At 62.9% G+C, this 13,738-nt stretch carries 13 protein-coding genes; 2 read left to right on the plus strand and 11 right to left on the minus strand.

The window, feature by feature from the left end:
• Positions 1 to 221 precede the first annotated feature (221 nt).
• Entirely contained in the window at positions 222 to 752 is a 531-nt protein-coding gene (locus LOX95_RS13365; RefSeq protein ID WP_242915437.1) for a hypothetical protein, read from the plus strand.
• Here LOX95_RS13365 and LOX95_RS13370 read toward each other — a convergent pair.
• The 7 genes from LOX95_RS13370 to LOX95_RS13400 all read right to left on the minus strand — a co-directional run bounded on the left by LOX95_RS13370 (position 749) and on the right by LOX95_RS13400 (position 10,191).
• On the minus strand, positions 749 to 3,010 hold the full coding sequence (locus tag LOX95_RS13370; protein WP_242915439.1) for a CHASE2 domain-containing protein: 2,262 nt from the start codon (positions 3,008 to 3,010) through the stop codon (positions 749 to 751). The genes LOX95_RS13365 and LOX95_RS13370 overlap by 4 nt on opposite strands.
• A 33-nt stretch (positions 3,011 to 3,043) precedes the next feature.
• Positions 3,044 to 4,474: a FecR domain-containing protein gene (locus LOX95_RS13375; RefSeq protein WP_242915441.1), complete on the minus strand. Its 1,431-nt coding sequence runs from the start codon at positions 4,472 to 4,474 to the stop codon at positions 3,044 to 3,046.
• 12 nt (positions 4,475 to 4,486) lie between these two features.
• On the minus strand, positions 4,487 to 5,236 hold the full coding sequence (locus LOX95_RS13380; RefSeq protein WP_242915443.1) for a response regulator transcription factor: 750 nt from the start codon (positions 5,234 to 5,236) through the stop codon (positions 4,487 to 4,489).
• An 89-nt stretch (positions 5,237 to 5,325) separates the two neighbouring features.
• Positions 5,326 to 6,345, minus strand: a complete 1,020-nt coding sequence (gene lpxK, locus LOX95_RS13385) for a tetraacyldisaccharide 4'-kinase (RefSeq protein ID WP_242915445.1) — start codon at positions 6,343 to 6,345, stop codon at positions 5,326 to 5,328.
• Positions 6,342 to 7,652 (minus strand): 3-deoxy-D-manno-octulosonic acid transferase, encoded by a 1,311-nt coding sequence (locus tag LOX95_RS13390; RefSeq protein ID WP_242915447.1) that lies wholly within the window; start codon positions 7,650 to 7,652, stop codon positions 6,342 to 6,344. Before LOX95_RS13390 ends, lpxK begins: the two co-directional genes overlap by 4 nt.
• Positions 7,653 to 7,654: 2 nt before the next feature.
• Complete coding sequence (locus tag LOX95_RS13395; protein ID WP_242915449.1) at positions 7,655 to 8,344, minus strand: lysophospholipid acyltransferase family protein; 690 nt, start codon at positions 8,342 to 8,344, stop codon at positions 7,655 to 7,657.
• On the minus strand, positions 8,341 to 10,191 hold the full coding sequence (locus LOX95_RS13400; protein ID WP_242915451.1) for an ABC transporter ATP-binding protein: 1,851 nt from the start codon (positions 10,189 to 10,191) through the stop codon (positions 8,341 to 8,343). The genes LOX95_RS13395 and LOX95_RS13400 overlap by 4 nt, the downstream gene beginning before the upstream one ends.
• A gap of 103 nt (positions 10,192 to 10,294) precedes the next feature.
• On the opposite strand from LOX95_RS13400, the gene LOX95_RS13405 reads away from it, so the two are divergent.
• Positions 10,295 to 10,960 (plus strand): fused DSP-PTPase phosphatase/NAD kinase-like protein, encoded by a 666-nt coding sequence (locus LOX95_RS13405; RefSeq protein ID WP_242915453.1) that lies wholly within the window; start codon positions 10,295 to 10,297, stop codon positions 10,958 to 10,960.
• On the opposite strand, the gene LOX95_RS13410 is transcribed toward LOX95_RS13405, so the two are convergent.
• From LOX95_RS13410 to LOX95_RS13425, 4 genes are all read right to left on the minus strand, one after another.
• Entirely contained in the window at positions 10,961 to 11,185 is a 225-nt protein-coding gene (locus tag LOX95_RS13410; RefSeq protein WP_242915455.1) for a hypothetical protein, read from the minus strand. It abuts the gene before it with no gap.
• Positions 11,186 to 11,282: 97 nt separating this feature from the next.
• Positions 11,283 to 11,519: a DUF4170 domain-containing protein gene (locus tag LOX95_RS13415; RefSeq protein WP_242915457.1), complete on the minus strand. Its 237-nt coding sequence runs from the start codon at positions 11,517 to 11,519 to the stop codon at positions 11,283 to 11,285.
• A gap of 29 nt (positions 11,520 to 11,548) precedes the next feature.
• On the minus strand, positions 11,549 to 12,343 hold the full coding sequence (locus LOX95_RS13420) for a 3'(2'),5'-bisphosphate nucleotidase CysQ (protein ID WP_242915459.1): 795 nt from the start codon (positions 12,341 to 12,343) through the stop codon (positions 11,549 to 11,551).
• Positions 12,340 to 13,698 (minus strand): TldD/PmbA family protein, encoded by a 1,359-nt coding sequence (locus LOX95_RS13425; RefSeq protein WP_242915461.1) that lies wholly within the window; start codon positions 13,696 to 13,698, stop codon positions 12,340 to 12,342. Before LOX95_RS13425 ends, LOX95_RS13420 begins: the two co-directional genes overlap by 4 nt.
• Between the last annotated feature and the right edge of the window lie 40 nt (positions 13,699 to 13,738).

The following is a 13,738-nucleotide window of genomic DNA, read 5'->3' on the forward strand; positions in this document are numbered from 1 at the left end:
TCGATCATGGCACCAATTTGAGCGCGGCCATAAACCAGATTTCATGGGTTCAATCCCGTCTGCTGGTGGTTATGGGCGGGGTCGAAGGCTCAGTTGCTTAGTCAATCTTAACCATTGAGACTGGAGTGTGGCACCAGGAACGTTGGTTTAACTTTTGCGTGATGAGGGAACCCCTTGGCAAATCTGCTACGCTAGGTTGTCTCCCCACTATCGGACCGAATATGTCGACTGCATTTAACCGTCTCCCCACCTATTCCATGCTGACCGGCGTATGTGCTCTGGCGCTGGCCCTTTCAGGATGCAGCGCGGGGGCCGAGCTAAAGATTGATCGCGCGCCTGTAACCTCTGCAGCGATCGAGGGCGTGCACTTCATCACCAAAGAAGCCGACGAGCGTGCCTCTGCGGCGTTGAAGACGGCCTTGGCCGATGGACGCGGCGTCGTCGAAGGCGACAACTGGCATGTGCTAGCCACCCTCGCCGTGCGTCCTGCCGATGTGGGGACGTTTTCGGATGTGGATGCGCGCGAGGGCGAATGGGCCGAGACCCCGCGTGTGCGTGGTGCACGCCGGGAGCCGGGCCTGCACGTGCTGACCGCTGTAGCGACGCGCGCGGACGGTACGGACAAACGCGTGGTGCGTGTGTCGGGCCGTGGGCCGGTGGACCATACGCCCGATACGCTGCTGACAGCTTTGGCGAGGCTGGCTGCCGATGCCTTGATCAATGGCGAACGGGCCAGCCCTGATAACCTTTAATCGGCCTCGACCGGAGGCAGGGTAATATAGAAGCAGGCACCGCTCGTGGGCGGCGTCACGCCGGAAGGCGGGTCGACTGAAATCTGGCCGCCGTGACGCTGAATAACAGTGTGTACGAAGGCCAGACCCAGACCGGCACCGGACACGTTGCCACCGGCAAAAGGCTGGAACAGACGGCTGCGCATGTCGTCGTACAGCCCCGGGCCTTCATCGCAGATAATCAGCAGAACCTTGTCCTCGTAGGAGGACAGCTGGCACGCGACCAGACCCCCCGTCGGGGTGTGGCGGATGGCATTGTCCAGCAAGTTGATGATGACCCGCCGCATCAGCGCGGTGTCAACATCGACCAGATATTCATGCTCGTAGTCAGGCGCGATCAGTTCGACGCCCTTGGCTGCGGACTGGGGCCAGAGGGTATCGACGCCCTCGGTTACGAGGTCCGCCAGATTGGCGACCTCGAAGGTGAGCATCTGGTTTTCCGCACGTGACAGTTGGACATAGCCTTCTGCCAACGCCAGTGTTTGTCGCGCGTTGCGGCGGATTTGATCCTCGATCTTCTCCGAGCGTTTGTCGCCGTCGAGCAGGGTCAGGATAGATACCTGCGGGGCGCGCATGTCGTGCCCCAGCAGTTGTAACGTGCGTTGACGCTCGCGCTCTGCCGCCCGCAACTGGGTGACGTCGGCCAAGCGGACGATCAGACCAGCAGACTGCTCGGTAGTGTCCACCAACGGGGCGATAGCGATCTGCAGGGCTCGCCCGTCGGGGAGCTGGATTTCGTCGCGAACGCCGGGCGCTGCGCCGATCAAGCCACGCCATTCGCGCACACCCAACCGGAGGAACAGGTCCTCCAGATGTGCGCCCACCAAGGTGGTGCCGGGGAAGAGGTTCTGGGCACGGGGATTGGCGATCAGGACGCTGCCGTCCAAGTCGGCGACAAGGGCTGCGTCAGGCAGGCTGCGGACAGACTGATTGATATAGCGGTTGAAGTCGCGGAACTGTTTGAGGGCTCCGCGCAAGGCCAGCACCTGACGCGAGATTTCGTCGCCGGACGTCCATTTTGCCGTCGGGGAGAGGGCGGCCAAATGGAAGGTCTCGGGGTCGGCTCGAAGGTCGTTCAGTTCCGACTGCATATAGCGATAGGCGGCGGCCAGACGACGCCAGCTCCACAGCGGCCAGGCCACAATCACGCCCGCACAGGCGGCCAGAGGCGGGAACCAGTGCCCCGCTTTTAGCGCCAAAGCGGAAATGGCCAAGGTGGCCGCGATCAGCGCGAAGCCCAGCACGGTGTTGGCGACGGGGCGCAGAACAAGGAAGCCTGCCAATATCATCGCCAGCGGGATCAATGACAGCAAAGCGGTCAGCCAACGGTTCAGGGGCCGGATGTTCCAGTCATCCAGCACGCTCTGCATCAGCGCGCCGACGATATAGACACCGGGAGACAGGTATCCGCGCGGGCTGTTTGGCGTCGCATAGCGATCCCCCATGCCTTGCGCAGTCGCGCCCACGAGAACACGCTTGTCCTTCAGGAATTCGGCGGACACTTCGCCCCTCAGCACATCTACGGCAGAGACTGTGGGGTAGGGCTCTATGCCCGACGGAAAGCGGATCATGCGGCTGTCGGTGACGATGAGGCCATCTCCGGCAGCGCCTTTGTTGACCTCTGTCGCTGGTGTTTTGGAAGCCGAGGCCAACAAGGCCAGATGCGGCAAGACGCGACCGTCGGCACTGACCCACAGTGGGCTGGCGCGCACCGTGCCGTCCTGATCGGGCGTCAGGATGACGTGGCCCAGTCCCGCGGCACCGGCGGCTATGTTGGCGGGCGGCGGGCTGATAGTGGCAAGACTGCCGTTCAGGCCCGGTGTGTCGACTGCAACAGGTAGATACACATTGCCCGATCTTTGCACCGAGGCGGCAAGCGCCGCATCATCGGGCGTGGGTTCGATGAACAGGACATCGTAACCTACCGAGGTCACGCCAATGTCGCCCAAGCGCTGGACCAGATCGGCATGGACAGCACGCGGCCAGGGCCAAGGACCAATCTCGGCAAGGCTTCGGTCATCGATGGCCACCACGGCGATGTCTTTGTGCGCCGCGACCGGATTGATCACGCTAACGGTGTCGTAAAAGACGTTGTCGCCGCGTTGGGTAATCTGGCCAAGGCTGAGCCACACCACCAGACCAATGGTGATGGCGGCGGTAATCAGCCATTCGATCAGAACCTGCGCACCCAGTCGGGTGGCAGGCTCTATTTTGGGCATCGACGCTTTTGGAAAGGGCAATCCCGTCCCCGCTTATCGGTTGATGGTCAGAACTTCCGGACTGGACCATACCGACAGTCTGTGACCGAAGCGGTAACGGGTACCCTCAATGCGCCAGCTATAGGTGCCGGGCGGCAGATCGCTAAGGGTGAAGGTGGAATCGCTGAGGCCTGCGCTGTCGATAAGCGGCTGGCCTTCTGGTTCACCCGCTTCGTTGGCGCGGGTCAACTGGAAGCGGAAGCTTGCGTCGCCTTCACCCTCGGCGCGCCATTTGAAGCGGTAAAGGCGGGCGTTGTTTGCCAGTTCTTCAGACAGTGACAGGCCGTCGATGCCGTTGCGGGCACGGATGAAGTTGAAGGTGCGACCGCGCCCCTCAAGACCGTCTGGCGATACGGCCGTCAGGCGCAGGAAGTACTGGCCTTCCGGGAGGTCGGTGTAGGTGAGCGGCTGGCCGACGGGAGCGTCCGCTTCGGCCAGCAGGTCCTGCATGCTGGCATCGGCCGCGATGAAGCCGCGAACGATACGGGCGTCGGATGGAGCTGAATAATCGAATGCGAGGGTGGCGTCAGTCTGAAGAAGATCGTCCTCTGCCATCACCGGGGCGGCCAGCAGGGCTACGGGGACCGGTGTGTCATCGCCAGCGCGAAGGGCCACGCCCTGTCCGTTCGGGACCAGAACGCCGTGGGTGTCGGTTTCATCGGCCACAGCGACCGTGCCTTCGAGGACGCCGGTCGAGCTGTTGCCCGTCACGTCGTCATAGGCGACGCGGAACTCGGTACCACGGACAGCCGAAATGGCCGTCGGTGTGGTCACGCGGAAGCCCCCGGGGCGCTGGCGCGAGGTTACGCGGTTTTCGACGCGACCTCGGTTGACCACAAGGCGGTGGTCGGGTGCGTCGTTGATCACGAACCGGCGCAGGCGATCCATGCGTATGCTGCTGCGCGAGGGAACAACCGTATAGGTGCCATCCGAGAAGGCGATCCGCGCAAAAGCGCTGGATCCGGTGCTCACAACGTCGCCTTCGCGCAGTTGGGCACCGAGAGCCACGGCCACCGGCGCGCCATTTCTCAGCACCTGAACGTCACCGCGGAAGCTCTCGATGCGCGCGGGGTCCTCGCGGGTGCGCAAAAGTGCAGTGTCGATCTGGAGAGTACGTCCCGTCGCCATGCGGCGTGGGTTGGCCACCCGGTTATCGCGCTGTAGTCGGCGATAGTCGGCCGGGTTGCGCAGATATTTGCGCGCCACATCAATCAGAGTGTCGCCACGATTGACCAGATAGGTCAGCGGAGCTTCGGTCAGAACTGAACCTGACGGCTGGGAGTTGGCCGACTGGGGGGCTGCAGACTGGGCAGTAGCAGACTGGGCGAGGGCCGTTGCGGGCACGGCTCCAAACGCCAGGGTAAGACCGAGGCCGAGGCTGGTGAAGCGAACCAAGCTGTTCTTGCGGGCGGTATGTATCGTCAAGATGTGATGATCTCAGTTGGTCGGCGCTGCATCGTCGGGTGCTGCCGCGACTTCGGCGTCAGGGTCTGCGTTCGCATTTGAGCGCTCCAGCCGGTAGCCATAGCTGTACACCGGGGTCAGTCGGTATCCCGTCTGCGGGCGGAGGTTCAGCTTCGAGCGAACGCGTGAAATGTGCATGTCCAGCGAGCGGCTATTGAGGTGCGGCTCGTTGCCCCAGATGGTCTCCAGCAAATAGGTGCGGGACAGGGCGCGATGCAGGTTGCGGAACAGCAGACGCGCCAGAGCGAACTCCTTGGGCGTCATGGTGATGGTCTCGCCGTCGCGCACGACCGTGGTCGTGCTCATATTGAAGACGATGTCGTCATAGACCTCGCGCTCGGCAGGAGCTCCCAGATGCTCGTAGGCGCGGCGCAGAAGAGCGCGCACACGGGCCTCGAGGACTATGGGGGATATCGGCTTGGCGAGATAGTCGTCCGCACCGGCGTTCAATGCCGCGACGATATCGCTGTCTTCGACACGGCTGGTGACCAGAAGCATGGGCGGCGGGGGCGTCAGATTGGCGCGTACCCAGCCGACGATTTCGATGCCCGAGCGGTCCGGAAGGTTCCAGTCCACAATCAGCAGGTCGAAGGTGTCGCGCCGGAGTGCCGAGATGAGGGCATGCCCGCGTGAGAAGGTGGATGGGCGAAAGCCCGCCTTCTCAACTATTTGAGAAATCGCCTGCAGCTGGACCTGATCATCATCAAGGACCGCGATTTTCATTGGCATAAACTCTCAGTTCCGCATGGGGGGAAGTAACTATAACGGATTGAAAGCTTAGTAGTGCCTAATGGATACGGTAAATTGTAAATTTAGGTTGGCGCTATCACATTGTCGGCAACCAACCACTTGGTAAAACCGGCCGGATCGTCAAAGCGTGCATTTAATGGCCAAGCTTGAATACTTTCGCGCTTTTCCGGTGACAGTCGAACCCAGTCTTTTTCGGTCGTGACCAGACCTGCATCGAAAACTTTCGCGCGTTCTTTCAAGAAGTTAAATTGATCCTTCGTCAGGATGGCGTGATCCGGCAAAGGAACGAAATCCTTGAGATCACACCCTGCCGCGATCAACGAGCGCTCGACCTTCCAGGGTTTCGCAATGCCGGCAAAGCCGACTTGGGGACCCGCTGGCGGGGCAGAAATAGCCGCCAGGCGGGCAGTGAAGACAGGAAGATCACCGAATACAGCAATCAACTCGGGGTCTGCTTTATCCAAATCAGTCGGCAGGAGGACAATTACAGCGTCCGCACGCGCAAGACCTGCGGCAATCGGCTCGCGCATGGGACCGGATGGGAAGACGGAACCATCTCCAAACGGCCATTCGTCATTACGGGTCTCGCCATCGACCACAATCAGGCTGATGTCCTTGATGAGGGACGGGTTCTGATGGCCATCATCCATGACCAGATAGTCGGCTCCGGCGGCGACAGCGGCCTTGGCACCCGCGACACGATCACGGCTGATAACCACCATGCCGTCTTGGGCCAGCATCAGGGGTTCGTCGCCAACGTCCTCGGCGGAGTGGGTGTCCAAGTCGACAACCACAGGACCCTCCAGCTTACCACCGTAACCCCGCGATAGTGCCGACGGAGCGTGCCCCTGCTCACGCAGTAAGCGGAGGATCTCGCGGGTGATCGGCGTCTTGCCAGAGCCGCCCACCGTCAGATTACCGACCGAGATCACGGGAATACCGGGGGCATAGCCCTTGGTATTGGCAATCTTGCGTGCGGTCACGCCCGCCCAGACCCACGACAGGGGCTTGAGTGCCATGCGGGTGATCGGGGCGTGGCTGCGATCGCGGGTGTACCACCAGCGCGGGGTGTTTAGTTTCATCGGGGACGTCTCCGCTCCGGCTTGGGGGCGGGGGGGAGGTGGGCCTGAAGAGCCAGCCACAGTCGATCCAGACCCGCAGAGGCTTCATTGGCCGCGCGGCGGGCGCGCTCGCCCATGGCGCGGGCCCCGTCCGGATCTTTAAGTAGCGGTTCAATAAGATCGCGCAATTCGTCGGGGGCCAGCACGCTGACCAGCCCGCCTGAGTGTTTGAGCATACGGTTGACCTGCTGCCAGTTGGCCGCGTCGGGTCCGCTGAAAGTCGGCTTGCCCAGTCGGGCAGGCTCCAGCGGATTGTGCCCGCCCACGCTGCCTCCACTGAGCGCCGGAGCGAACGAGCCGCCCAGCACCACCACGTCGGACAGGCGCATAAAGAGGCCTAACTCGCCCAGGGTGTCGGCGAGGTAGAGATCAATCCCGTCTTCGATATCGCCGCCCACGCAGCGCCGGGTCAGCTTCCAGCCGTCCAGTTGCAACTCTTCGACAATCTCGGGCGCACGTTCGGGATGGCGAGGCACAACGACAAGCAGCAGGCGCGGAACCAGAGCCTTCAGTGCCTTGGCAAGCGCCCGTTCCTCGTTCTCGTGGGTCGAGGCAATCACGATCACGGGGCGATCCCCGATCAGGCCCGAAAGACGCGAGAACTCGGCGCGGTCGTAAGGCAGTGGCTCGCCGGAAAGCTTGAGGTTGACCATGCCGTCCACGCGGGCCCCCATGGAGGTCAGGCGCTCTGCGCCCTCCTGATCCTGGGGCCAGACGTGGGCGAAGGCGGACATCAGGGTGCGGGCCATGCCCGGAGCCTTTTGCCAGCCTTCCAGCGTGTGCGAGGTGATCCGTGCACTGACCAGAGCCAATGGTATGCGGCGGCCACGAGCAGCCATGATCAGGTTCGGCCACAGCTCGCTCTCGACGAAAATGCCGATCTGGGGCTGCCAGTGATCTAGGAAGGCCGACACGGCGGACGGGCCATCGACCGGCGCGAACTGGTGGATCACGCCTTGGGGGAGGCGCGGGGTAATGACCTCTGCCGAGGTCAGGGTTCCGGTGGTGACCAGAACGGTGACGTCGGGCCGGTCCTTACGGATGCGTTCGGCCAGCGGAAGGATCGACAAGGCTTCGCCGACGCTGACGCCGTGTATCCAGATGAGCGGACCGGCGGGGCGGCGCAGGCTGGCCATGCCCAGTCGTTCATCGACGCGGGTCGGGCTTTCCTTGCCCTTCTTGACGCGGCTGTCCAGCAGGCGCGGTGCTAGGGGTTCAAGAAGGCGGGTGCCGAGACGATAGGCCATAAGAGCGGGGCTGAAGCTCACGGTCAGACGCGCTCCAGTCCGGTGATTTCGTCTGCGCGGGCTTCGGCTGCGGTCATGCGGGCGGTCCATTCCGCCGCGACTTCAGACACATCGGTGCCGTGCGGGAAGTCGGCCCTGTCCCATACGAAAGCGCCCTTGGCGAAGGGCAGGGGGATCAGGGCGCGGTCCCAGCTTTTCAGGCGGATCGCCGGTTTTGCCGATGCGCCGAGGATAAGCACGGGTGCCCCCGACATTCGCGCCATGACGGGCAGGCCCTCGGCCATGGTTCGCGCAGGGCCACGCGGCCCGTCGGGCGTGATGGCCAGACCGCCCTTTGCTTTCAGGTATTTCAGACCGTCACGCAGGGCTTGGGTGCCGCCTTTGGCGCTGGCCTTCTTGTCTTTGTTCGAGGCGGAGCCGCGCACTGCCGGAATGCCCAGTCTGGCGACGGCCTTGGCGATGAACTCACCGTCCGCGGACAACGAAATCATGGCGCGCGGCGGTTGCGCGCGTTCCATCGGCCACGAGGCGGCTGCAAGGCCCAGACGCGAATGCCAGAAGGCGATCAACACGCCGCTGTCCTGTGCCCAAACGTCTTCGGCAATCTGCTCGTTTTCGCGGGTCCAGCGCGTAGTCGCATAGCAAAAACGTAGCCATTCAGAGAACAGCCACGCAATCGAGCGCTGGATAAACGGGTGCCGCAGTGGCCTCATGCGCCGGTCTCGTCAGGCAGAAGGTCCATGGGGGCGTCGAGGGACTGTTGACGCGCGAGGCGGGCGTAAAGGCCCGAGGTCGCGATCAGGTCGTCGTGGGTGCCTTGTTCGATCACCTTGCCAGCCGAAATCACATAGATACGATCGGCGTTACGCACGGTGGAAAGACGGTGCGCGATCATCAGCGTGGCGCGGCCTTCCATCAGGCGGTCCAGCGCCTGTTGAACCAGAGCCTCGCTCTCGGTGTCCAGCGCACTGGTGGCTTCGTCGAGCAGCAGGATCGGGGCATTCTTGAGGAAGGCGCGGGCGATGGCGATACGCTGGCGCTGGCCGCCGGACAGGCGGGCACCGGCCTCGCCGACGCGGGTCTGATAGCCCTGTGGCAGGCCGAGGATGAACTCGTGGGCCGCAGCCGCACGGGCCGCCTCGATGATCTGTTCTTCGGTGGCGGCCTCGCGCCCATAGGCGATGTTGGCGGCGATAGTGTCGTCGAACAGGAACGGCTCCTGCGTCACCAGAGCGATCTGGTCGCGCAGGGATGACAGGCTGAGATCGCGCAGATCAATGCCGTTTGCGGTGATGCGTCCGCTCGTCACATCATAGAACCGCGGCAGCAGGCTGAGGATGGTGGACTTGCCACCACCCGATGGACCGACCAGCGCCACCGTCTCGCCCGGCGAGACCTTTAGGTTCACGCCGTTCAGCGTTGGTACGAGCCCGTTGGCAGTGGAATAGGCGAACTCGACGTTGTGGAGTTCGATCTCGACAGGACCGGCGGGCAGGGATTGCGGGTTCGCCTGTTCGCGGATTTCAGGCTGGATATCGAGTGCTGTGAACAGGCGACGCGCGGCGGTCATGCCTTCGGACATGACGGTCGTCAGGTTGGACAGCTGGCGCAGCGACTGACCTGCCAACATCAGCATGCCGATGAAGGCCGCAAAGCCGCCCACGGACATCTGGCCCTTGCTGGCGCTCCAGCCGGCATAGCCAATGACCGCGGCGACGATGGAATAGGCAATGATATCGGAAGCCGGACCGGCGAAGGCGCGGCTGTCGGCACCTTTGATGACGTGGCGCTGGCGGCGGTCGATGACGGCGGCGACATTGGCCTCTTCAGCCTGTTCGCGGTTTTCGATCTTGATGACGCGCACGCCGTCCAGATTTTCCATCAGGGCGGAGGAAAGCACCTCGGTTTCGGCCATGGCCCCCTTGGCGGCCTTGCGCGAGCGCTTGCCGAACTTGCGCATCACCAGACTGACGCCCGGTACGCCCAGAAGCACGATCAGCGTCAGCGGCAGGTCGATGAAGCCCATCGCTACCATCACGCCGACCACGATCAGCACGTTCTGGGTGTAGTTCACCACGCCGTTGGTGAAGGCTTCACGCACCAGATTGGCGTCGAACAGCACCGACGAGACGAAGGTGCCCGAATGCTGGTTACGCAGACGCGACAGGTCGGCGTTGATCATGCGCGAGAAGAGCTGCTTCTGGATGTCACCGACGATGCCGTGGCCCAGCCGGTTCACCAGTGCAGCCTGTCCCGCCATCGTCAGGGATCGGGCGATGGAAAGGGCGATGATAACGCCTGGAACGAGCGCGATCAGCCACTGGGGCTGGACTGTGAAGACGTTCAGAAAACGGACAGGGCCCGGATGGGGCTGGAACAACAGGTCGATGGCCGGTTCAAGAAAACGCAACAGCCCCGCCGTCAGCGCACCGGCGCAGATCGCCAGACCGATCGACGAAAAGAACGCCACCTTGTGGTGCGAAAGATAGTCGCGCCACAGACGCTTCAGGAGCTGACCAAGCGGCTGGTCTTTGTCGTTGTGGTGAGCGGGGCTATTCATTTTACTTCGGTCGGACGACTGGGGCTGTGTGTCAAGCGGCTTGGCTTGACGCGGCGAACGTGTGAGGGATGACGGCAGCGTTCGCGAAGGTTATCTGACGCTTATGTCGTTTCCCGATCTGTCCTCGCCTTATGACCGTTTCAAGGTCTTGTGGTCCTATTTCTGGGGCGACCACGCGTTTATCCGGCTGAGTTTCACAAATGCCCACTGGATTGATGCAAACTTGGTACGCAGCAATCAGCCGTCTCCGCGCCAACTGGCGTGGTGGAAGCGTCAGGGCATTCGCACAGTTATCAATCTGCGCGGAGTACGCGACGAGCCCTATTACTGGCTGGAGCGGGACGCTTGCGAGAAACTGGGCCTGAAGCTGGTGGATGCTCCGCTGGACTCGCGTGATGCACCGACGCTGGACCGCATCGAGAATGCCAAGCTGATTTTCGAAACGATTGAGTATCCGGCCCTAATCCACTGCAAGTCGGGCGCAGATCGCGCCGGGCTGATGGCGGCGCTGTATCGGTACTTCAGGCTGGGACAGCCAATGGGCGTCGCCAAGTCCGAACTGAGCCGCCGCACCCTGCACAACCGCGAGGGCAAGACGGGCGTGCTGGACCACGTTCTGGAGACTTATGCCGCGGAGGCAGAGCCCAAGGGAATAGGGCTGCTGGAGTGGATGGGCTGCAAAGCCTATTGCCCCGTAGAGACGACGCGGACCTTCCGGGCCAAATGGTGGGGCGATCTGCTGGTCGAGCGGATTCTCCGCCGCGAGTAATCAGCCCCAAGGGCCAGCTTTTTCTTTCTCGTCGGGCTGCGGTGCGGGTTCAGACGTGTGACGGGCACGCTCCGCGTCGATGCGTTCCTGACGCTCCAGAAGCTTTCGATCCAGTTCGTCGTCCTGGGCGCGTTTGTTGCGCAGGATCATGACCCACATCACCAGCACCATCATCATCGACACCAGCGCGCCGATGCCTGCTCCGTCCATTATGGGTGTGGTCATGGGATGGCTCCAATGCAGTTGAGCGAACCACCATACGTCAAGGGCGGCTGAAGCCCTAGCCCCAGCCGCCCTTGTCAGGATCGTATCTGATCGACGCTTATGCGTCGCCGCGCGGATCGATCAGTTTGTGCGCGTGCAGAATGAAGTAGCGCATGTGGGCGTTATCGACAGTCGCCTGGGCGCGGGCCTTCCAGGCAGCCTTGGCTTCGTCGTAGGAACCGAAAGCGCCGACGAACTCGACTTCCTTCAGGTCGCGGAAGGTCGGTTCCGACGGATGACGCATTTCACCACCGATGACGAGGTGAAGCAGTTGAGTTTCGAGCTTGTCAGCCATGGAGAGGGGCCCATTGCACAGGAGAGGGGTCAGAAGGTGAGCGGGATAGGCGCTGTCCGCCGGATTATCAACGGGTGCAATGCCGGTGCGGCGCAAATCATGCTCGTTTGTCGCGGATCGTGGCGATTAAACCGCCACTTTTGGCCTTTGTGGTCACTAACGACTGCTCCGGCCTCCTGGGCGATAAGCGATCCGGCGCAAACATCCCAGTCCCACTTTGGGCTGATAGCGATGGCGGCATCGAACGCTCCGGCGGCAACGAGGGCCATGCGATAGGCCAAAGCGTTGCGTTTGGAGAAGTTCATATGGGGCCACGGCTCGTCCCATTCGCGGGCTTCCATCAGACGGGCGTCCGCGAGAAGTTCGGCCTCTTCTAGCTGGCGGGTGTCGGATGCAGTTATGGGGCGGCCCTGAAGACGGGCACCGCCGCCGAGTGTGGCCTCGAACATCTCGCCCAGCATAGGGGCATAGATGGCGGCGGCGATAGGCTCGCCGTCCTCTACGACCGCGATGGGGGTGCACCACCACGGTTTGTTGCGCATGAAGGCCGAGGTGCCGTCGATGGGATCGACCACGAAGATGCGCTTTTTAGACAGGCGGTCAGTGGTGTCTGCGGTCTCTTCGGAAAGCCAGCCGTAATCGGGGCGGGCACCCAGAAGGCGCTCCTTGAGGAACGTGTCGACCGCCAGATCGGCGTCGGTCACCGGAGAGGCGTTCTCCTTGGACCAGACCTTCAGCCCGGCGTCGCGATAGTCGAGCGCCATCTGGCCTGCGTCGAACGCGGCCTGACGGATAAGCTGAAGGTCTTGGTCCAGAGAGGTCATTTGCCCGCGATGGCTACCTTGTCGAACAGCAGCGACGGGACGTTGAACGCATTACGGAACTCAAGGTCGCCCGCACGTTGGAGGCGGGCGTAAAGCTCGATCAAATTGCCCGCGACGGTGACTTCGCTGACTGGATAGGCGCGCTCGCCGTTTTCGAACCAGAAGCCCGACACACCGGCAGACCAGTCGCCTGTGTTGCCGTTCAGCGACGGGCCGAACATGGAGGTGATCAGCAGGCCGGTGCCTGCCGAGGCCATCAGGTCGTCCAGCGTGCCTTCACCAGCCGTCAGGTGCACATTGTGGGCCGAAACACCCGACGGGCCGACCAGACCACGCGAGGCGTGACCCGTCGAGGTCATGCCCAGTTGCGCCGCCGATGACGTGTTCAGCAGCCACGTAGTCAGGCGACCATCTTCGACAAGGTTGCGCTTTTCGACGCGGACGCCCTCGTCATCGAACGGGGTCGAGCCTTGGCCGCGCACACGGAAGGGATCGTCCACAAGGTCCATCCGTTGCGGCAGAACCAGTTCGTTCAGCTTGTCCTTCAGGAAGGACGAACCCCGCGCAATCGACGGACCCGAGATGGCCCCCAGCAGCGGAGACAGGACTTGGGTGGCGATACGGTTTTCGAAGATGACGGGTGCGGTGGTCGAGGCGATCTTGCGCGCGCCCACACGGGCGACGGCGCGTTCGCCCGCTTTTTGACCGATCTCTTCGGGCGATGGCAGGTCCGAGAAGTGGCGCAGCGAGCGGCTTTCGCCACCGCGCTCCATCGCGCCATCCTTTTCGGCGATGACGCCTGCTCCGACCGAGAAGACGCTGCCGCGATAGTTGCCGACAAAGCCGTGCGAGGTGACCAGTTGCCACTCGCTGGACATCCAGGAGGAGTCGCCACCCTCCGAGCGCGACACGCCCGGCACGGCCATAGCTGCGGCCTCGGCGGCGACGGCGGCGGCTTCTAGCTGTTCGGCGCTGCGGTCGGTGGAATCGTACAGGTCCAGATCGGCGTGCGGGCCGTGGGCCAGCAGCTCTTCGGGTGCCAGCGACGCATAGGGGTCTTCGGGCGCGAGGCGGGCCATGGCGATGGCGCGCTCGACCAGACGGCCACGGGTGGCATCGGACAAGTCGGACGACGACACGGTCGCCTGACGCTTGCCGATGAAGACGCGCAGGCCAAGGTCGGTGGATTCCTCCCGCTCGACTTCCTCCAGCGCCGTGTTGCGTACACCGACAGCCAGCGAGGCGCGGCGAGCGGTTGCAGCTTCGGCGGCGTCGGCTCCGGCCTTGAGGGCAGAAGAGACGAGATCGTGCAGCATGGAAGGATCGGGCGAGGCGGAGGGCGTCGATGCGGACATGCACCGGATATGGCCGACGCGCCTTACAACCGCAACATCT

Source organism: Brevundimonas pishanensis, assembly GCF_022750635.1.
GTDB lineage: Bacteria > Pseudomonadota > Alphaproteobacteria > Caulobacterales > Caulobacteraceae > Brevundimonas > Brevundimonas pishanensis.